Source organism: Paraburkholderia sp. RL17-373-BIF-A (genome assembly GCF_046030175.1).
Classification (GTDB): Bacteria; Pseudomonadota; Gammaproteobacteria; order Burkholderiales; family Burkholderiaceae; genus Paraburkholderia.
The window spans coordinates 16,854-35,938 of sequence record NZ_JARESO010000043.1; the positions used below are offsets into that span (position 1 = coordinate 16,854).

18 protein-coding genes are annotated in these 19,085 nt (G+C 55.9%); 9 read left to right on the top strand and 9 right to left on the bottom strand.

Annotation, left to right across the window (positions count from 1 at the left end; genetic code table 11):
• The first annotated feature begins 3 nt into the window (after positions 1-3).
• The 3 genes from P0D80_RS35395 to P0D80_RS35405 all read left to right on the top strand — a co-directional run bounded on the left by P0D80_RS35395 (position 4) and on the right by P0D80_RS35405 (position 3,111).
• Positions 4-867 (top strand): intradiol ring-cleavage dioxygenase, encoded by an 864-nt coding sequence (locus P0D80_RS35395; RefSeq protein WP_408290780.1) that lies wholly within the window; start codon positions 4-6, stop codon positions 865-867.
• On the top strand, positions 864-1,943 hold the full coding sequence (locus P0D80_RS35400; RefSeq protein WP_408290782.1) for a maleylacetate reductase: 1,080 nt from the start codon (positions 864-866) through the stop codon (positions 1,941-1,943). The genes P0D80_RS35395 and P0D80_RS35400 overlap by 4 nt, the downstream gene beginning before the upstream one ends.
• Before the next feature lie 100 nt (positions 1,944-2,043).
• Positions 2,044-3,111: an SDR family oxidoreductase gene (locus P0D80_RS35405; protein ID WP_408290784.1), complete on the top strand. Its 1,068-nt coding sequence runs from the start codon at positions 2,044-2,046 to the stop codon at positions 3,109-3,111.
• A gap of 337 nt (positions 3,112-3,448) precedes the next feature.
• On the opposite strand, the gene P0D80_RS35410 is transcribed toward P0D80_RS35405, so the two are convergent.
• The 7 genes from P0D80_RS35410 to P0D80_RS35440 all read right to left on the bottom strand — a co-directional run bounded on the left by P0D80_RS35410 (position 3,449) and on the right by P0D80_RS35440 (position 10,285).
• On the bottom strand, positions 3,449-4,480 hold the full coding sequence (locus P0D80_RS35410) for a ketopantoate reductase family protein (RefSeq protein ID WP_408290786.1): 1,032 nt from the start codon (positions 4,478-4,480) through the stop codon (positions 3,449-3,451).
• Between the two features lie 70 nt (positions 4,481-4,550).
• Positions 4,551-5,579: a ketopantoate reductase family protein gene (locus P0D80_RS35415; protein WP_408290788.1), complete on the bottom strand. Its 1,029-nt coding sequence runs from the start codon at positions 5,577-5,579 to the stop codon at positions 4,551-4,553.
• A gap of 555 nt (positions 5,580-6,134) precedes the next feature.
• Complete coding sequence (locus P0D80_RS35420; RefSeq protein WP_132380606.1) at positions 6,135-6,917, bottom strand: SDR family NAD(P)-dependent oxidoreductase; 783 nt, start codon at positions 6,915-6,917, stop codon at positions 6,135-6,137.
• 68 nt (positions 6,918-6,985) lie between these two features.
• Positions 6,986-7,753: an SDR family NAD(P)-dependent oxidoreductase gene (locus tag P0D80_RS35425; protein WP_132380604.1), complete on the bottom strand. Its 768-nt coding sequence runs from the start codon at positions 7,751-7,753 to the stop codon at positions 6,986-6,988.
• Positions 7,754-7,828: 75 nt separating this feature from the next.
• Positions 7,829-8,653, bottom strand: coding sequence for a 3-keto-5-aminohexanoate cleavage protein (locus P0D80_RS35430; protein ID WP_408290791.1), 825 nt, complete (start codon positions 8,651-8,653; stop codon positions 7,829-7,831).
• Between the two features lie 42 nt (positions 8,654-8,695).
• Positions 8,696-9,895: a metabolite traffic protein EboE gene (eboE, locus tag P0D80_RS35435; protein ID WP_408290793.1), complete on the bottom strand. Its 1,200-nt coding sequence runs from the start codon at positions 9,893-9,895 to the stop codon at positions 8,696-8,698.
• Positions 9,896-9,979: 84 nt separating this feature from the next.
• Positions 9,980-10,285, bottom strand: a complete 306-nt coding sequence (locus P0D80_RS35440) for a Dabb family protein (protein ID WP_132380600.1) — start codon at positions 10,283-10,285, stop codon at positions 9,980-9,982.
• A 417-nt stretch (positions 10,286-10,702) separates the two neighbouring features.
• On the opposite strand from P0D80_RS35440, the gene P0D80_RS35445 reads away from it, so the two are divergent.
• The 6 genes from P0D80_RS35445 (at position 10,703) to P0D80_RS35470 (ending at position 16,740) form a co-directional block, all read left to right on the top strand.
• Entirely contained in the window at positions 10,703-11,806 is a 1,104-nt protein-coding gene (locus P0D80_RS35445; protein ID WP_132380598.1) for a sugar ABC transporter substrate-binding protein, read from the top strand.
• Positions 11,807-11,894: 88 nt separating this feature from the next.
• Positions 11,895-12,848 (top strand): ABC transporter permease, encoded by a 954-nt coding sequence (locus P0D80_RS35450; protein ID WP_408290796.1) that lies wholly within the window; start codon positions 11,895-11,897, stop codon positions 12,846-12,848.
• Positions 12,845-14,365, top strand: coding sequence for a sugar ABC transporter ATP-binding protein (locus tag P0D80_RS35455; protein WP_408290798.1), 1,521 nt, complete (start codon positions 12,845-12,847; stop codon positions 14,363-14,365). The genes P0D80_RS35450 and P0D80_RS35455 overlap by 4 nt, the downstream gene beginning before the upstream one ends.
• A gap of 21 nt (positions 14,366-14,386) precedes the next feature.
• Positions 14,387-15,358, top strand: a complete 972-nt coding sequence (locus tag P0D80_RS35460) for an ABC transporter permease (protein WP_165923982.1) — start codon at positions 14,387-14,389, stop codon at positions 15,356-15,358.
• 90 nt (positions 15,359-15,448) lie between these two features.
• Complete coding sequence (locus P0D80_RS35465; RefSeq protein WP_408290801.1) at positions 15,449-15,742, top strand: hypothetical protein; 294 nt, start codon at positions 15,449-15,451, stop codon at positions 15,740-15,742.
• 209 nt (positions 15,743-15,951) lie between these two features.
• Complete coding sequence (locus P0D80_RS35470) at positions 15,952-16,740, top strand: SDR family NAD(P)-dependent oxidoreductase (RefSeq protein WP_408290803.1); 789 nt, start codon at positions 15,952-15,954, stop codon at positions 16,738-16,740.
• A 3-nt stretch (positions 16,741-16,743) separates the two neighbouring features.
• On the opposite strand, the gene P0D80_RS51930 is transcribed toward P0D80_RS35470, so the two are convergent.
• Together P0D80_RS51930 and P0D80_RS35475 are read right to left on the bottom strand one after the other, a co-directional pair.
• Positions 16,744-18,405, bottom strand: a complete 1,662-nt coding sequence (locus tag P0D80_RS51930) for a nuclease-related domain-containing protein (RefSeq protein ID WP_459252766.1) — start codon at positions 18,403-18,405, stop codon at positions 16,744-16,746.
• Positions 18,406-18,415: 10 nt separating this feature from the next.
• Entirely contained in the window at positions 18,416-19,012 is a 597-nt protein-coding gene (locus P0D80_RS35475; protein WP_408290805.1) for a hypothetical protein, read from the bottom strand.
• Between the last annotated feature and the right edge of the window lie 73 nt (positions 19,013-19,085).

A 19,085-nucleotide genomic window follows, 5' to 3' on the forward strand; every position in this document is an offset into this window, starting at 1 on the left:
GCCATGCGAAATCTCGACGAAAATACCATCACCGAAGCGGTGCTGGCGCGCCATGAACACGCGACCGACGAGCGGTTGAAAACCCTCATTACGAGCCTCGTCCAGCATCTGCATGCGTTCGCACGCGAAGTGAGCCTGACGGAAAGCGAGTGGCAGCAAGGCATCCGTTTTTTGACCGAAGTCGGCCACATCACCGACGACAAACGCCAGGAATTCATTCTGCTGTCGGACACCCTCGGGTTGTCGATGCTCGTCACGGCGATGGCAAACCGCAAACCGGCGAGCTGCACTGAAGCAACGGTATTCGGGCCGTTTTTCGTCGAGAATGCGCCGGTCTATCAGAACGGTGACGATGTAGGGAACGGCGCAACGGGCGAGCCGTGCTTCGTATCCGGTTCGGTCAAGGGACCTGACGGAGAACCCGTGGGCGGCGCACGGATCGAAGTGTGGCAAGCGGACTCAGACGGCTTCTATGATGTACAGCTGGCGGGTGAAGATGCGCATCGGGCGAGAGGCGTACTGCATAGTCTCGCCGACGGGCGTTATCACTTTCGCTCAATCGTGGCCGAGCCGTACCCAATTCCACACGACGGCCCTGTCGGGATGATGCTGAAGGCGCTTGGGCGTCATCCGTGGAGGCCGGCGCATCTGCATTTCATGATTGCGGCGCCTGGCTACGAGCGTCTCGTCACGCATGTCTTTCGCGAGGGTGACAGGTATCTCGATTCGGATGCCGTATTCGGCGTGCGGTCGTCGCTTGTCGCCCAATGGAGACGACATGCGGAAGGCGTGGCGCCGGACGGCACGCGGATGGACATTCCGTTCAGCACGCTTGAATTCGATTTCGTCCTGAGCCGCTCGACATGACACCCTTCACTTACACCAGCCGGCCTGCCCGCATTGTCTTCGGCGCGGGCTCGCTCGAAAGGCTCGGCGAGGAACTCGACGAACTGGGCATCCGGCGCGCGCTCGTACTGTCGACTCCGGAACAGCGCTTCCTTGCCGATCGCGTTCGCAAGTTGGCCGGCGGGCGTTGTGTGGACGTGTTCGACGGTGCCGTTATGCACGTTCCAGTCGAAGTCGCGCAGTCAGGCCTCGACGCAGCGCGCGCAATCGAAGCGGATGGACTAATCGCTGCGGGGGGAGGCTCGACGCTCGGACTCGCCAAGGCGATTGCGCTCGAAACGTCGCTGCCAGTCGTCGCCATTCCGACTACCTACGCGGGGTCCGAAGTGACCCCGATCTATGGCATGACCTCGGGCAACGAAAAGAAAACCGGCAAGAGCTACCGCGTGCTGCCGCGCACCGTGATCTACGACGCGAGCCTCACATTGACGCTGCCCGTCGGCCTCTCGGCCACCAGTGGGCTAAACGCGATTGCGCATGCCGCCGAGGGCCTGTACGCGCAGGACGCCAACCCCGTGATGTCGTTGTTCGCCGAGGAAGGCATTCGCAGTCTGGCACTCGCGTTGCCGTCAGTGTGCGCGCGTCCCGACGACGTAGCGGCGCGCGAAACGGCGCAGTACGGAGCGTGGCTGTGCGCAACGGTGCTGGGCAATGTCGGCATGGCATTGCATCACAAGCTTTGTCACACGCTAGGCGGTACATTCAATCTTCCGCATGCGGAAACACACGCGGTCGTTCTGCCGTATGCGATGGCGTTTAACCTGCCGGCAGCGACAGAGGCTGCCGAGCGGCTTCGCCGTGCATTAGATGTCCCTGATCCGGCGGCGGCTCTATACGACCTTGGGCGGCGGCTTGGAGCCCCCTCGTCGCTGCGTGCACTGGGTCTTGCCGAGAGCGATCTCGATCACGCGGCCGAAGTCGCGATGCGCTCACCGTACTTCAATCCGAGGCCGCTGTCCTCCGGCGCGATTCGCCGGTTGCTGCAAATGGCTTTCGACGGCACCGCGCCAAATCTGCACTCATTCGACGGCATCTAACGAATTTGGTTGGAGACGCGTTCAATTCACAGGGAAATGATGGGTCGAAGAACCCTCCCTGTGTCGACATACATTTCATTTACTTTTGAATTTCTCACTCATGGAAAATCGGGCACTTATCATCGGCGCAAGCGGCATCGTCGGCAGCAATCTGGCCGACCAGTTGCTTTCCACGGGCTGGAACGTTTCGGGACTCTCGCGCGGCCGCACTGCGGTGTCGCCTGCAATCGAACCGATCACCGCCGATCTGACCTCACCTGAATCGGTCAGTGACGCCCTGTCCGGCAGATCCTTCAGTCACGTGTTCTTCACCGCATGGGCTCGCCAGGCCACGGAGAAGGACAACATCCGCGTGAACGGCGGCATGGTGCGTCATGTGCTGGACGCACTTGGACCGACAGGCGGGGTGTCACACGCCGCCCTCGTCACCGGCCTGAAGCATTACCTGGGACCTTTCGAAGCGTACGCGACAGGCGCGGTGCCAATCACGCCGTTCCGGGAAGAACAGGGCCGTCAGCCGGTCGACAACTTCTACTACGAGCAGGAGGACCGCCTGTTCGAAGCGGCGCAACGATACGGCCTTAGCTGGAGCGTGCATCGTCCGCATACCATCATCGGCTTTGTTGTCGGCAACGCGATGAACATGGGAGTCACGCTCGCCGTCTATGCGACGCTTTGCAAGCAGACAGGCCAGCCGTTTCTGTTTCCCGGTTCCGCCGCGCAATGGGACAGTCTGACCGACATGACCGATGCCCGGCTGCTCGCGCGACATCTCGAATGGGCCGCGACGTCCGCGCATGCTCGCAACGAGGATTTCAACGTGGTCAACGGCGACGTGTTCCGCTGGAAATGGATGTGGTCACGCATTGCGGATTACTTCGGCATTAAAGCGATTCCATTCGATGGCGAGATGCGTCCGTTGGAGAATCGAATGCAAGACGCTCAACCGCAATGGTCCGAGATCGCGGCAAGGTTTGGTCTGATCGAAACCGACGTCGGCAAGCTTGTGTCGTGGTGGCATACCGATGCCGATCTCGGACGCCCAATGGAAGTACTCACGGACATGACAAAAAGCCGCAAGGCAGGCTTTCTCGACTATCAGAGCACGTCAGATGCCTTCTTTGCATTGTTCGACCGATTGAAGGCGCAGCGAATCATTCCTGGATGATGGATCCGAAACAAAGTTCACGTGAGACGTTCGGCAGCGACGCCCACGATTGAATAACGAGGACGCGGGGTTGGCGGCGCTCAACCCTGCGGCTCCAGCAAAATGAGCGCAACCTCGTCACGCGATCTGGGGTATTCGTTCGATCCGAGCAAAATCTGGCGGTAGCGGCGTAAGAAAACCGCTTGTAGCAAGGCTCCGCGGCCTCACAGGCTTTTGCAACTTGACGGATTTTCAACTCGTTGATCTGAATGTGATTTTTCGTGCAAACCGCCAGAAAATGCACGGAAAGTACGAATACCCCTCATTGGGGGCATTGGTCATGAATGGGCGAAAGTGTTTAACGGCTTGCTTGGTCTAGGAGCCGCTGCATATTCTGAACACTGGGAGCAATCTGGCGTCGCTCAATTTGATGCGCGACTTGAACGATGGCCCGATTGACAGCAGCATCCTTCCCCGCAAGGTTGAACTGATTCACAACCAGCCCGTTCAAATCATCGACCTCGCTGCGCCGGCCCCTCGTCCAATCCTGAAGCACCGTGGTCGTAGTCTCGGGCAGAACAAATCCTGACATCAAGGTATCGAGCAGCTTCTCAACCGCGTGTTCGCGGTCCGACACATCTTCCGGCTTCAACCCGAAGATAGGTAGGATCTTGTATCCTTGTGATAGACCAGCTTGCAAGGCTTCCTGGCCCGATCGAAGCATGAGGTCACGCATGCCCGGAAAATGCATCGCTTCCAGCATCGGAAGCCCCAGAATCGCAGTCGTCACCAAGGTGGTCGCATTGCTGACGACCTTCATCCACTTTGTTGAGCGAATATCATTCACGACCTCCGCCCGACCCACGTCGCTCAATAGTGATGCAATTTCCCGTTCACGGCCTTGCGTGTCAACCCCGGTTGCGCCAACAGCAAACCAAGAACGATCCGGCGGAGAGTCTCGACGCACCACGCCCGGGTCGTACATCGTCGAAGAAATTTCGATCACGGTGCCAATGCTTCGATGTACGCCTACGACGTCGCTTATTGCGTCAATGGTCATGCCGTTTTGCACACCCGCCATCAGCCCCTCAGGCTTAAGATAGGGCTCGATTAGTTGGCTGTGCCAGCGCGTGTCATAGGCTTTGCACGAAAGCAGGACGACATCGAACTGCTCGGTGAAGGTGCATACGTCACAAAGGTGGAAGGCTCGAACCTTTGTGACCAGCGTCTCCTCGCGCATCACCTGCGTGACACCTTTGGCGCGCATCGCTTCGACGTGGGCGGGCCACTGATCAATCAATACAACGTCGTGACCAGCTCGCGTAAGGTCAGCAGCGATCGTCGCGCCGTTGGCGCCGGTGCCAAGCACGGCGATACGGGGGTTGGTCATTTCGGCTCCGGTGGGTGAGTTTCGGCGCGAGCGCTCCGGCATTTACCTGAAACGCGTCCAAGACAGATCGTCACTTCATGATGTCGAGAAGTCGGTCGATATTCGAAGGGGCGGCTTCGAGCTTGCCTAGTTCTATCTCGTGTGCGACCTCAACCACCCGTTGGTTGACAGGCGAAGACTTGCCGACTTTTTTCAACCAGTGCACCACATAGCCGTTCACATCGTCCGTCTCCCCGCGACGACCCTTCCGCCAGTCTTGCAACGTGGTTGTCAGCGTATCCTCCATGGAGAAGGTCTTCAGCACCTCCGCGAAAAGGTCATCGACAACCTTTTCCGGACGAGAAGGATCTACAGCAGACATGCCAAAGATCGGCACAATACGGCTTCCACTGGCGACGGCAGCGTGGATCGCTTCATATCCTGCGTGACGCATGAAGTCGAGCATGCCCGGTACGCGTGCTGCTGCAGATAACGGCAAATTCAAGATCGCGGATGGAACAAGTTCAGCCGCATTGACGACCAGTTTCATCCATTTTGAGGAACGGATGTCGGACGTGACTTCCACGGTGCCTGTGTGTCGCAGAATGTTCGCGATCGATTCGGCACGTCCCTGTGTCGACTCGTCGAATCCTCCAACTGCAAACCATGACGTGTCGTGATCGTTCTGCCGGTTCGTGATGCCGGGAATGAACATGTTCGATGCAATCTCGATGACGGCACCGATCGTTCGATTTGGGCCAACGACGCTCGCGATGTCATCAATTGACATCCCATTTTGCAGACCCACCACGAGTCCGTCCGGTTTGACGTACGGCTCAATCAATTGGCAAGACCACTTGGTGTCGTACGCTTTAGTCACAATGAACACAACGTCGAATTTCTCGCGAAGCTCGGCCAACTGACAGAGATGCAATGCCTTCACATTTGCATTGATGGTTCGGGTAGGGAGGTTCACCGTGATGCCATCCCTTCGTATCGCTTCAACATGATCAGGCCACTGCTCGATGAACGTGACGTCAAGTCCAGCGAGTGCCAGATCTGCACCGATGGAAGCCCCCTGCGCGCCAGTCCCCAACATAGCAATCTTTAAATCGGACATTTCGAAATTCCTCAAAATTGGATGAATGCGGTCGTGTTTCGCGCACCCGGACAAACTACAAGAATCGCCAATACCTTGGCCCGTCTAAATGCGCTTCACGTTCGCTGAAGGACACCGGAGAGGAAGTCTCGATGACTGTCCGAAACCGCGATGCGTAAATTCGTACCTGTCTTCGCTTGCAAAAATCTCTTTGTTGTTCATTACTTCCCAACTGGCATGCCTGGCGACGCGGAGTTACAAGCCCAATCGCGTCCACCATCCGGAGACACGGGTTAAAAAAGAGTGGCCGCCAGGGTGCTACAGCAATCCACTCAACCCTGGAAAGAAAAGCGAATTTCCAGCTACCCTAGTTATAGCCAAGGATAGCTACAGAACGGATCTCGGGTCTTTCGGAGGATTCGCCTGCCAGTGAAAGAGCAGGACCGGCCTTCAACAGCTGATACGGTGTACTGAGGCGGTAGGTCGAGGCCGGTATCTCGTAGGCGTTTGAATTACCGTTGGCGCCTGTCTGGATTTCCTGGTCCGTCAAGAGAGCTCTCATTTCTGTTGCCCCAATTAGACAAGTATCATTCCGCCATCAATCGCAACTATCTGGCCGGTCATGTAATCAGAATCTGACGACGCAAGAAATGCGCCGGTACCACCAAGATCATCGGGTGTCGCGGTCCGCCCCAGTAGGATTCCCTTGGAAAACTCGTCAATCGCTTCGCCAGGCTTCGAGCTGGCCCCCATCTCCATAAGATCCTTGTCCAACGTCTTCCAGAGAGGCGTCGCGACGACCCCCGGGGAGAATCCGTTGACGGTAATCTTGTACTGCGCGAATGCTCTAGCGGCAGCCTGGATGATCGCGACCACTGCGAACTTACTTGCGCAGTAAGGGGTGAAATCGGGATACCCCTGCCGGGCAGCGATCGATGCAGTATTGATAATCTTGCCGCCGTTCCCCTGCTTGATCATCTGTTTAGCCGCCTCTTGCGTACCGATAAGCACGCCGAGCCCGTTGACGCGCATGATCGCGTTCCAGTTGTCTTCCGTGATCTCAAGGAACGGCATCGGCTTATTGAAACCCGCGTTATTGAACATCACGTCCAACCGGCCGAACGTCTCGACCGTCTGCTTGATAGCAGCCTGAATCTGGCTGCGCTCCGCTACGTCAGCCCGAATGGCAATCGCTTGCGCACCGCTCTTAGTGAGTTCGTCGGCGGCCATTTGCGCCTGTTCCAGATGAATGTCGACGATGCTCAAACGCGCACCCTCACGTGCAAGTCTCGACGCGATGCCGAATCCAATCCCTTGGGCGCCGCCTGTGATCAGCACAACCTTATCCTTGAGCCTCATTTCTGCCTCCAGTTCTCCACCTGATGTAGATGTGAATCCGCGTTGTCAAGCGACCCGTAGAATTAAACTCATTGCGCCGTGTAGCCGCCGTCACAGACGAGGCTCGTGCCGGTCACAAAGCCCGCTTCATCTGACGCCAGGAACAGAACGCAGTTAGCGACGTCAATCGGTTCGCCAAGGCGCAACGGATGCAGCCTCTTCATCATGTCGAGATACACTTCCAGCCCTCCCGGATATGTTTCACCTGCTTTCATGAAAAGCGGTGTTTTCGTCGAGCCAGGATGCACTGCGTTGACGCGAATGCCGTATTCTGCGTAACACAGCGCGTCAGTTTTGGTCATCGCCAGGATCGCGCCTTTCGTTGCGTGGTACGGAGGAATATCGTTGTTTCCGATGAGCGCGTAGATCGAAGAGAAGTTGACGATGGCACCTGCGCGCTTTTGCATCATGTGCGGAACGACATGTTTGGTGCACAAAAACGAGCCGCGCACATTCACCGCGAAAACCTTATCCCACTCATCGATGCTTACGTCGTGAGCGAGCTTGTTGACTCCCGTGATGGCGGCGTTGTTCACCAGAATGTCAGGCGAACCAAGTCGGCCGACTACCTCCTCGACGCCCGCGCGAATCTGAGCCTCATCCGTCACATCGACAGATACGAAGATCGCATTGCCACCCGCCTCCCTGATGCGGGCCGCTGTCGCTTCGCCGGCTGCTTTCACGACGTCGAACACAGCGACCTTTGCGTTTTCTTCAGCGAAACGCCGAGCTGTTGCTTCCCCGATACCCGTCCCGGCGCCAGTGATAATGGCAACCTTCTGTTCAAGCCTCTTCATACGAGGTCTCCTTCCTGAGAGTGATCTGATAGCTGATATTTGCTTCTGGCATCCTGAGCGGAACTTACGCGGCCGTCAGGCAAAGGATCTTTGGAATGCCGTTCTCAGCGACAATATGTGTCTTGCCTCGGCAAACGACGCGGGCCTTCGACCGTTTTCCTTGCACAGATGAATGACCTTGTAGAGCGTTGCGTTGTCACGCTTTCCGCTTGTGCTAATCGAGCCCTGTGCTTGTGTGACCGTGGCCTTGCCGTGGCCGCCCATTTCGATCGACCAGCGAGCGAGTTCCAGTTCGCTCTTTCCTCGGCCGACACCGGTCCATGTTGCTTCCGGAGCGAGCCTCCTGAGTGTTTCCACAAAAAACAGAAAGGCATCACGATCGGATGGCACGCCGAACTCGCGGCCCAAGCAGAAATTCACGCGAAGGCGACCATCGAGAAGACCGTCGTGCTGCAACTTCACAGCTCGGAAGACCATCGAGAGATCTTCAATGTCTAATGAGAGTTTCCCTCTGAGCTTTCGAAGGTGGTCCTCGCATGACCGAAGCAGACCAATCGCCTCGCTGTTGCAAAAGATGGCGACCGGAACCGAAACGATGTCGGGATCGAGTGCGTCAAAATGTGTAAGTAGTCGATTCAACTCAAACAGGTTGCGGCTAGCGACCTGAAAAATCACTTCGGGAAAGCTGGCCCTGATTTCATTGATAACTAACCTCAGTTCCTCAACGCCTCCGCTGTTCTGCAGAGCCTGCGCGACCGCCCCAATGTCCAAAACGCTCGCACCGTGTTCGATCGACGCCTTCAGAATCTCTACAAATTCGGCCGTACTGCTTTGCTTACTATCGGAATCACCATCCCGAAAATAAGGGATCGACGTATTTACGATGCATAGGGAATTCATTTGCCTGGCTCCTACACAGCCGTTCTCGCGACTGTGATGGCATTAGTCGATCAGCTGTCCGCGGACCCAGTCGAGTTCGCGCGACACATAGTCCACAATGTCGCCAGTCTTCAAATGATCTGGCAGAACATCCCACGTGTAAGTCTCGATTTCCAGATGGGTCGAAAGCGGCAGAGCCTTGTGAACACGAAGTGCCTCTTCGATGGCGAACCGGGTTGTCCCGAGGCTACCCAACGCATCCAGAAATACGGGGACGTGAAAATGAATTCGCCACTCACGGGGACCGGGGTCACGTTCCCACGCATCAAACGCTTCTTCGAGGTTCAGATACTGACGAATTTTCCCGTCCTTTTGCTCCGTGGTTTGCGTCAGATAGATCGTGTCTGCGAACTTCTTGAGTAAGTCGACGTTAGCCTGCTTGACTTCCGGCACCCGAACAGCAGACGCTTCCTGCAACTTGAAGATGGGGATGCCGGCGTCGACGAGTCGATTCAACGACGCTTCAATGTCCTCACACTCAACAGCTTGGTGACAAATGTCATAGACGATGCCGACATATCGACGCAAAGAACCGATCGCTTCAGACACTGGCATTCCACCGATCTCGGCCAGCTGCCGCGCAGCGGCACCTGTATGCAGGTGATCGCGGAAGTACGTCACGACATCGTCGGTCGTTTCCAGATAGCATGCAGGCTCTGGTTCAATCGCGAGCGTCACACGACGTCCAGTGCGGCTTTCGAGATCCGCAAGGTGCGCGATCATACGTAGCACGTTGCGCGTCATAGTCGCCAGATATTCGGGGCTATTGACCTTGGGTCGAAATGCAAGGGGCGCCGTCTGAATCGATGGAGCAACACCCGCCGGTGATATATCCGCAAGGATGTCTGCAACATTCTTCGTGTACTGCAGGCGTTCTTCCGAGTGCCAGTCCGGTTCGTACACCTGCTCCTTCACAAGAGTGTTCTTGAAACTTCCGTACACGAAGGCGTTCGCCGTGTACACGTAGAGATCGTTCTCTTTAAAGAAGCGTTTGATGTCGTCGCGCTCCTCTCTGTTCTCGACGAGTTCCGCAGCTGTCGCAGCGGACAGGCGGATTGACACGCCGAACGGAGCATGCGGAGAGACACGCTTCTTCACCTGGGGCAGATACTTGTGAAGACTCTCACGCATCTGCTCCCATGTGTCACCCGGATGGACTAGGGTCGAGTACGAAAGGTGTCCATATTTGTTGCCGATGTCCATTTGCGTCTCCTGGATTGGTAAGCGTTGTCGTGATTCCCACGACTAAATCGTCGCCCGAATTTGAGCTGGATTTGTTTGTAAAATTCAAGCCGATGTTTGATAGTCAACCTGATGCCTCGCGGTGCGAACACTGCCGATCTGCTCTTTTACTCGCAAGTGCTCAGGATGATCCGCGTAGCCTATTAGGGCATCGTGCGAATCAAACTCCGAATACAGCACAACATCAAAGGCGTAATCGACCTGGCTCATATCTATCCCAACCTCGAGCATTCGCATCCCAGGAATTTTTCCATTAAGCGACTCGAAGGCGCGCTTAACGACATTCATCGCTTTCATTTTTTCCTCTGACGAGGAACCCGCAATCTGCCACATGACGATATGTTTGATCATGTTTTGCCTTTTGCATCTATTCTGCATTTCGATATGACACGCGGAATTTAGGCAGCTACGTGCACCTGCCTCCGCCACGCATCTAGTGTGGATGACTATAAGTGTCGTTTCCGACACCCGAAAGCTGCCGCAGCAAAAATGTAATTTCCTCCTCGCGGAAGAATTCGCGAAACGCATAGTCAGCAACACTCGCCGAAGATCCATTGCCGCGAACCCAGGGTAACCCTCATGATTTTTCCGCGCACCGGAAATGTCATTTATGCCTGGCCCCTTCTCATTTTCAGGCTGCGAAACTATCGTTTGTACAAGGCCACTGCGAATCGAACGTTGCAGCGCAACGAAAGCTTCCAAAGCTTCGGTCGAAAATCATTCGCAGTCGAGCCGCGAACTCACAGACATAATCATTTGGAGACGGAAATGGCATCTAACGCTAAGGCAGGTCTGAAACTGCTCGCAGGAATCCTTTCAGCCACCGCATTCATCGGTGGAATTCTGGTTAACCCGTCCACGGCAATCGCCGCCGACTCGCCGAAGCTCATCGCCGGCATCGATGAAACCGCATCGGAATATTGGGCTGAATATCTGCGCGGCGTTGAGGCCATCGCCCAATCGGTCGGTACCAAATCGACTGTTATAGCCGACAACTATCAGGGCGACCAGTTGCTTGCCCAACTCGGCGCAATTTACGCCGGCGGCTGTACAGGCTGTTCGCTGGTTACAAACTCCACTTCAAATGCGTATGTGAAAGCTGTCGTTGAGCGATCGGCTCGGTCTGGCGTTTATGTAGTGACCGTGTGGAATCGTCCGGAAAATCTGCACCCGTGGGATACGGGGAACAACAAGTGGGTCGCCCACACGTCGTTTGACGGCGTTGAATCTGGCTACCTGCAGGGGATGGCACTTTGCAAGGCACTGAAAGGCAAAGGGCAGATCGCCGCCATCGAAGGCGTACCGTCAACGCCGCCGGCCTTCCAACGGATGGAGGGGCTAAAAAAAGCGCTCGCGGAGTGCCCCGGGATGAAGCTTGTCGATACACAGGTCGGCGAATGGCAAGAAACGAAGGCGCAGACCATCTCACGCACCTGGCTTGCGCGCTACGGTGATTCGCTCAACGGGATCTTCGCGTCTAACGATGCGATGGCGCGAGGCGCCGTCGCAGCGCTTCGCGAAAAGCAACTGAACGGAAAGGTGTTCGTTACCGGTTCCGATGGCTCAAAGGTCGGACTGGATATGGTCAAGAGCGGCGACATGTTGGCGACGGTGATGAATGACGCCGTACTGCAGGGTGCCATCAGCATGGCGTTGGCGCGCGCGGCGGCTGTGGGAGACATCCAGCCGGACAAGCTGACGAAGGCACAACGCGACTTCTATCTGAAGCAGCAGTTGGTAACAAAGGACAACGTCGATCAGTTCCTCGCGCAGAAGGCAAACGCACCGAAGTACACCTATGCCGACATCAAGAAAGACTTCTGGAAATACTCGCAAGGCGAGATCCCGGCCGGCGTGAACGCCGCTAAATAGCTTCAGAACAGTTGTCGGAGAGATCATGGCGAACTCAAATAGCGTTAGACACGAAGGCATCCACTTCGGAAGAAGTCGACCCCTATCCTTGAAAAAAACCCTTTACAACATGGGTCCGCTTATCGCCCTTGTCTTGATGGTTGTCGTATTCCAGGTGATCACTGGAAGCTTCGTTAGCATCGGGAATTTCAGATCCATTCTCGAAGCGGCGGCAGTTCCATCGATCCTGGCAGTGGGGCTCAGCTTCGTGATCCTGCTTGGCGCAATCGATCTCTCCATGCAAGGCGTGATCGCGGCTACGAGCATGACGCTCTCACTCCTGGTTGCCAATGGCATCAATGGCAATAACTTCGGATTCGGCGGAATCATCATCGCAATCATGGTTGGCGTGGGATTCGGCGCATTCAATGGTGTATTGCATGTCGTCGGGAAGACACCGTCGCTGATCGTCACCCTCGGTACCTGGTTCATTGGATTGGGGGTTGCAGCAGTTTTGTTTCCAGATCGCGTCCCTGCAATCCACGAGCCTCTGGTCCTTGGATTGTCATCTGTTCATGTTGCCGGCCTGGGCCTCATCGTCTATCTGGCTTGTGCAGTGATCGCCGTTGCATACGTCGTACTCAAGTACACCAGGGTTGGACGGATGATCTACGCAATTGGCGGCGACGAAGCAATCATCGTCGCGTCGGGTCTGCCGGTGAAGCGCTACAAGTTCATCGCATTCGTGATTTCAGGCGCAATCGCGGCGTTCGGCGGTGTCCTTCTTTCCGCCCAGCTTGGTAACGGCAACGCTGATATTGGAGCAGGTCAATTGTTTCCGGCCATCAGCGCCGCAGTGGTAGGCGGAACCTTGCTCAGTGGTGGTCGTGGTGGTGCTTTGCAATCGGCTTTGGGTGCGCTGATGCTCGAAGTGTTGAGCAACGGGCTGATCCAGATTGGTGCGGGACCGTACTCGCGAAACATCATCAGCGGTGCCGTCATCCTGATCGCTGTTGGCATCAGCAGCTATCACATGCGTCGTAAGTTGAGGGTCGTGAAATGAGTACCGTCCTTGAGTTGAAAAACGTGAACAAGCGGTTCGGCAAAGTTGTGGCGCTCGACAACTTCAATCTGGAACTGCGAGCCGGGGAAGTGCTGGGACTGGTTGGTCAAAACGGTTCCGGCAAGTCCACACTCATGAAGATGCTTGCCGGTCTTCAAGGCCCCGACTCTGGAGAGATCCTCTTACGCGGCGAGCCGGTACGAATTCGGTCAGCAGCAATGGCCACCTCCCTCGGGATCGGGATGGTCCATCAGGAGCAGTCGCTGGTTCCGAACCTGACAGTGGCCGAGAACATCTTTATCGACAAACCCAACGATGCGACTCGAGGCGGCCTATATCGTTGGGGCGCGCTGTTCAAGGCGGCACGCGCTCAATTGGACAAGATCGGTGTCGACATCCGTCCAGAGGCTCTGGTGGAAGAGCTTAGTTTCGCTGAGCGTCAGCAGGTAGAGTTAGCCAAGGTTCTTGCTATCGAAGAATTGGTGGACCACCCGCCAATCATCCTTTTCGACGAGCCAACGTCAGTTCTGAATCCCGACGAAATCAAGATTCTTTTCCGGGAAATTCAACGTCTGAGGACCCGTGCATCGATTGTCTTAATCTCGCACCGCCTGGATGAGATTCTGGAGATTTCGGATCGTGTCCTCGTTATGACAAACGGCGTGAAAGTGGCCGACAAACAAGTAGATACCATCGATAGAGACGAGTTGTACACGTTGATGGTTGGTCATGAGCGCGAGACGAAGGAGCGAGAACATACTCAGACTGTGCAGAGTTCGCGCCCCAATCCGCGTCTCAGCATCCGGAAGCTTACGGATGGCAACAAGTTCAAGAATCTTGATCTTGACGTTGCCAAGGGCGAAATCGTCGGACTCGTCGGTGTACAGGGATCTGGCGCGGAAGAGCTGTGCCGGACCATCTTCGGCGCAGAAGACTCGGTCACTGGAGAAATCCTGCTCGATGACGTTCCGGCGCTTTCCCAAGGCCCGCGCCAGGCCGTGAGCAATGGGATCGCCTACCTCCCTTCCAACCGACGTCTGGAAGGCATGTTGGCAGGTCGGACGCTCGTCCAGAACATGGTTATCACCTATGGTCTCGAGTACGGCCGTAGCCGCTTCCTTGTCGACTACAAGGCTGAAGAGACTGCTGCGACCCAATGGATGTCGCGGCTGAAGGTGAAAGCAACGTCCGGAAAGGATCGGATTAATCGTCTCAGCGGTGGCAACCAGCAAAAGGTTGTGCTCGGAAAGTGGCTGATGTCGAAAAAGCTGAAGCTTCTACTCCTCGACCATCCGAGCCGCGGACTTGATCCTGGCGCACGTGACGACCTTTTTGAGGCGATCAAGGAGCAAGCGAGACAGGGTCTGTCTATTGTCTTCGTTGCGGATACGAGCGAAGAAGCCCTCGAATTGGCTGACAGGGTGATCGTACTCAGAGATGGACAGATAACCGCGTCCTACGATCTCCAGCAAGGTGTCATCCCGAGCCAAGAGGACATCCTCAGGGCAATGATCTGAATCAATGTAGGAGTCTCGCAAATGAATGCCACGAAACCTCTTGGCTCCAATTTTGGAGCCTACGCCAACCAGGCGCGCGGACTAATTCCGCTGCTTGTACTCATCTTGCTCGTAGCTGGCAGCTCTCTCTTCGCACCGGGGATGCTTTCGACGGGTGGTCTTTCAAGCTTTTTCACAGATGCGGCGCCGCTTCTGATTCTTGTTGTCGGTAGTACCTTGCCGATTCTTGCAGGCAGCATCGATCTCTCCGTTGCCGGGATCGCTGCGTTAGTCGGCGTGCTGATCGTCCAACTCCATCCGATTTTCGGGGTGTGGGCGACGCCGGTTGTTCTCTGCGGCGCGGCTCTGTTCGGAGCACTGCAGGGGTACGTTCACGCGAAGTTGCAGCTTCCCTCGTTCATTACGACATTGGCGACGCTCAGTATCGTGACCGGTCTCGCGTTGCTGCTCTCTAACGCCACCGCCTTGCCGATTCCAGACGACGACTCGATCGTTGGTTGGATCTCAGGGAGCTTGGGTCCGATACCAAACTCAATCATTGTTGTGGTGGCCGTCACCATCATTCTCGCTGTCGTGTTGCGGTACACAAGATTCGGTCGAGATCTGTACGCGCTGGGTGCAGGCGAACGGACAGCGATTATGTCTGGCGTGAACACGATCAAAGTTCGCTGCGTCGTTTTCGCGTTGTCGGCACTTTGCGCAGGGATCGGGGGCGTGCTCCTGAGCTCGATTACCGGCTTCAGTTCACCCGGTATCGCCGGCAATCTCCTGCTCCTTTCTATCGTTGGTGTCGTCTTGGGCGGGACCGCGATCTCTGGGGGCGTAGGCGGCCTCGGTTCAGCTCTGGTTGGCGGAGTAATTACCTCGTGGTTGCGCGTGATTACCGTCATGGTTGGCGTCGCACCGACAACCCAGAACATCGTGTTCGGTGTCATGGCACTCATCGCTGTGATGCTCACTACGGATAGAGCAAAGATCGGCATCGTCAAATAAGAGTCGGACGGATTTCACTCGGGTTGCCTACGAGTTGATCCGTCTTGCCTTGCCGGGTGTTGTGGCAACCGTTCTTGATATGAGTGTCCCATGAGCAAGATCGAAGAAACCGTGCAATTTGACGCGTACGAAATGAGCATCATTGCGAAGGCACTAGCGCTTTTTCTGAATGAGCGATCTCGCGCATTCGAGCTAGCCGTAGAAATTGCGAGCGAAAGAGGTCTGGCGTCCCCCGACCATGAGGATTTTGGCCTGACGACCATCCTGCGGCTCTCTCGCCACTGCGCCTCCTACCACCCTCGAAGAGACGGTTCCCGAACTGTCTTGGACGTCGCGCAGAAGCCCCTGCAGCGCACAATTCTGACAAACATTGGCGCCAGGTAGAGGAGACATATCGTGGCAATTCTCGACTATTTCAGAGCAGCACGCGCTCAGTTTGTTATCCGGTTCAAACGGTATCTTTGGCGTGCTGTCTACCTGCGAACGCGTGGCGAGTGTGTGTACGTTGATGACGAGTGGTAACAGCGGTTCACCCCATCCAGGAAGGTTCTTGAACGGAAATTAAACCAACTGAATGAAAGTGGAGGTAGATAGTGAGTTCGCGGAGATTGGAAGGACAAGTAGCAATCGTGACGGGTGCCGCGCGTGGGGTCGGGCGGGGAATCGTGCTTCGGCTTGCGCAGGAAGGCGCAAAAGTCGTTGCGGCGGACCTCGCTTCATGCGACGAAACGATTGCAGAGGTGCAGAAGGCCGTCCCTGAGTGTGACGTAATGGCGGCATCGGTGAACGTGGTTCAAGGCGAGTCGGTAGATGCGCTTATAAACTCCACGGTTAGCAGGCTCGGGCGACTCGACCTCATCGTCAATAACGCAGCCGTCGTACAAACGATGATGCCGATGGCTGACACCCCCGACACCGAATTTGATCGTATCTATAACGTCAACTTCCGTGGTGTATTTAACGGAAGCCGTGCCGCTGCACGAGTCATGCGTGAGCAGAAGAGCGGTTGCATCCTCAACATCGGGTCGTGGTATGCAAAGCAGGGGTTCGCCAATTTTGCAGTCTATTGCGCGACTAAGGCCGCTGTAATGCGCATGACTGAGGCCTTGGCCCTTGAGATGGCTCCCTTCGGTGTAAGGGCGAACACAGTTTGCCCGGGTAACACGGAGACCGAGATGCTGAAGAAAGCCATGAGGGAAGAGGCTGTACTCCGGAACATCACCTACGAGGAACAGGTACAGCATGTGAAGGACAGCATTCCCTTGGGGCGCCTCGGTCGTCCAGAAGACATCGCTGCAGCCATTGTCTATCTGGCCTCGACCGAAGGTGAATACGTGACGGGCGAGGCGCTTAACGTCAATGGTGGCGTCATATTCTCATGAGACTTATGCCCGGACTGTCCGCCAGCGACCTGCAATCTGGATCGCTGGCGCCTTTAACAGCCGACTCTCTCGTACGATGGCGGAAGATTCTCGTCGGCAAATGACCGGCCTAGCTAAGGCAGCATTTCTTGTATTTGCCCCCGCTACCGCACGGGCACGGGTCATTTCGGCCGGCTTTTTTTCTCGGCTGCGCGCACTCAGTAACACGCTCAGTGCCTGTTCGATCGGTATCGGGGCTGCCATGTCTCGAGTTCTGTTATTCATGTCTCGGTCTTCAGTCCATGGATGTGTCAGCGAAACCCCGAACCGCACATCCGGTCCCGTCGGACTCATACACAGGCCAAACCACCTTTCTGCTTTCTCCTTGTATTTAAGCAGTTTGCAGTGAGATTTCAGACGAGGTCCAGCCACATGGAAGGGCTCGTCCGTGCAGTGGAACGTGATGCCAAAGCCTTCCTTGAAAGCGAACGTCGCGTCATGTATCTGGCCATCTGCTCGAGTACGTGCTGCCTGTCGGTTTATTGCGCTACTCATCTCGATAACGGCCTCCTCGCTGATCGCAAGGAGCCTGAAACCCAGGTCGATTGTTGCTGATTCCGGCCGCACCTCGACCTGCTTAACCACGCGACCAATTGTCGTGTCGGCGAAGCGCGTCAAGACGCCGTCCGGCGTAGCGGCACCCTGAACGCCGTTACGGCGAACCGCCATGGCAAGGTCAAGTCCTGCTGAAAAATCGTCGGCGAGGTGCATAAGACCGACTTCAGGATCTACCCAGAGGTTCTTCTTGAGGTGATAGCCAAGGATCGTCAACTCTTGGGAGGCTAAGAGCTGCTCGGCATAGTTGGCACGTCGATTGACGTAGCTGAGAAACTGCAACGGCGATTGCAGCATTTCCGTCATGGCATCAATGGCAAATACGTCCATGGCCAGTGGTGCCTGCACGCGATCATTGCTTACTGTCTTAAGGAACTGCCGCACCTGGAAGCTCAAGGCTGGATAGTGATCGCTTACGACGCAAAATAGGTAGATTTCTTGAATATCCTGCGGCAGCGCGACTTCCATACCATCAGGTGTCGCAATCTTATATCGATTGTCGAGCAAACACTTGGCGCAGGTCGCCCCTTGGTCGTACGCTGCCTGAACCGCCTTTTTGAAGTCGTCGCGGATAACTTGGTCGTTTCCCTTCCGTGCTTCCTGCGTCAGGCGCTTCGATTTTGCCCGTACCACGATGATCCGATTACCCCAAACGACTAGCACATCAATGTCGGAGACCCTTGCAGCCTTGGTCTCAAAAATCTCGACGTTCAAATGGACTTGCTCGGTTCCGAACACCAATCCGAGACGCTCTGCCACGAAGGTCTCTGTGAAGTCACCGCGGTTCTTGGTCAGTGTCGGGAGATAGGCCTTGTCTTGGGTTATCCAATAGAACGGGACTTCGTAGATAGCCGCGGCTAGCGAGTAGGCCTGCAGCAGCACAAACTCGCCGGTCGGCGTCCGCAGCAAGGGCGCAGCCGTGATAGCGTTGAAATCATGCAGCGCATTGAACGTCGCATTGCGCTCGGTAGGGGCCAGTTGAAATGCACCAAGCACTCGCGCGACTTCCTCGGCGGGAAGGTTCGCCTTCGTCGCGACCTCTTCTGCTGTAAAGACGAGGAACGGGAGCATGGTCCAACTGTCAGGGCACAGTAGTCGCGTGTACTCGCGGATTGAGTCGAAATGGTCGGCAAGAACCTCCTCGATCACCTTGGCAATGCGCGATGCCTAGTCTACCGTGAACCCCCGATTCGCCAGAAGCCAAGGCGCATCGGCAGCATACTTCCGCGGGCAAGTCGAGGTATTGGAAGTTGTAAGCAGCGTCCCCGCAGTAAAAGATCGGCTCTCTCAGTACATTGCCCGTTGCAAACGGATTGAACGTACCATTTTCTACCGCTTCCTTTGTTAGCCCCGCAAAGACCTCTCCAGACACGCAGTGATGCAACTCTTCCAAAAGCCGCTCGCTTGTGTCGACGTTCTCCTGCATCAGGGCAGGTGTGGGCAGATTCCAGTCGATTTCGGCCTTTACCATCAGGCCGACCAGGGTATTTATTTCTGTTCGGCAAAGCCTAGAGGGAGACGACATCTTGCTAATATCGGCCTCCTTCATGCTTCCCGTATAAGGAATCACGTTGTCGCGCAAGGAGAGGTGTGCTACGGCATGAATGTAGCCAGGGCGGGAGCAGAGGGCCGTCAAGTCGGCGAAAACCTCTTGTTCTGAGCGATTTTCTTTTTTCATGGTCGCAAGGATAGCTCAACCTACATCGAGATCCGTGCCGCATAAATAAATCGCGTTGAAAATTCCAGAGCCA

Bases quoted from the DNA above. Each gene is read 5' to 3' on its own strand.
- P0D80_RS35395 (WP_408290780.1), top strand. From the start codon at position 4: ATGCGAAATCTCGACGAAAATACCATCACCGAAGCGGTGCTGGCGCGC.
- P0D80_RS35400 (WP_408290782.1), top strand. From the start codon at position 864: ATGACACCCTTCACTTACACCAGCCGGCCTGCCCGCATTGTCTTCGGC.
- P0D80_RS35405 (WP_408290784.1), top strand. From the start codon at position 2,044: ATGGAAAATCGGGCACTTATCATCGGCGCAAGCGGCATCGTCGGCAGC.
- P0D80_RS35410 (WP_408290786.1), bottom strand. From the start codon at position 4,480: ATGACCAACCCCCGTATCGCCGTGCTTGGCACCGGCGCCAACGGCGCG.
- P0D80_RS35415 (WP_408290788.1), bottom strand. From the start codon at position 5,579: ATGTCCGATTTAAAGATTGCTATGTTGGGGACTGGCGCGCAGGGGGCT.
- P0D80_RS35420 (WP_132380606.1), bottom strand. From the start codon at position 6,917: ATGAGGCTCAAGGATAAGGTTGTGCTGATCACAGGCGGCGCCCAAGGG.
- P0D80_RS35425 (WP_132380604.1), bottom strand. From the start codon at position 7,753: ATGAAGAGGCTTGAACAGAAGGTTGCCATTATCACTGGCGCCGGGACG.
- P0D80_RS35430 (WP_408290791.1), bottom strand. From the start codon at position 8,653: ATGAATTCCCTATGCATCGTAAATACGTCGATCCCTTATTTTCGGGAT.
- eboE (WP_408290793.1), bottom strand. From the start codon at position 9,895: ATGGACATCGGCAACAAATATGGACACCTTTCGTACTCGACCCTAGTC.
- P0D80_RS35440 (WP_132380600.1), bottom strand. From the start codon at position 10,285: ATGATCAAACATATCGTCATGTGGCAGATTGCGGGTTCCTCGTCAGAG.
- P0D80_RS35445 (WP_132380598.1), top strand. From the start codon at position 10,703: ATGGCATCTAACGCTAAGGCAGGTCTGAAACTGCTCGCAGGAATCCTT.
- P0D80_RS35455 (WP_408290798.1), top strand. From the start codon at position 12,845: ATGAGTACCGTCCTTGAGTTGAAAAACGTGAACAAGCGGTTCGGCAAA.
- P0D80_RS35460 (WP_165923982.1), top strand. From the start codon at position 14,387: ATGAATGCCACGAAACCTCTTGGCTCCAATTTTGGAGCCTACGCCAAC.
- P0D80_RS35465 (WP_408290801.1), top strand. From the start codon at position 15,449: ATGAGCAAGATCGAAGAAACCGTGCAATTTGACGCGTACGAAATGAGC.
- P0D80_RS51930 (WP_459252766.1), bottom strand. From the start codon at position 18,405: ATGCTCCCGTTCCTCGTCTTTACAGCAGAAGAGGTCGCGACGAAGGCG.
- P0D80_RS35475 (WP_408290805.1), bottom strand. From the start codon at position 19,012: ATGAAAAAAGAAAATCGCTCAGAACAAGAGGTTTTCGCCGACTTGACG.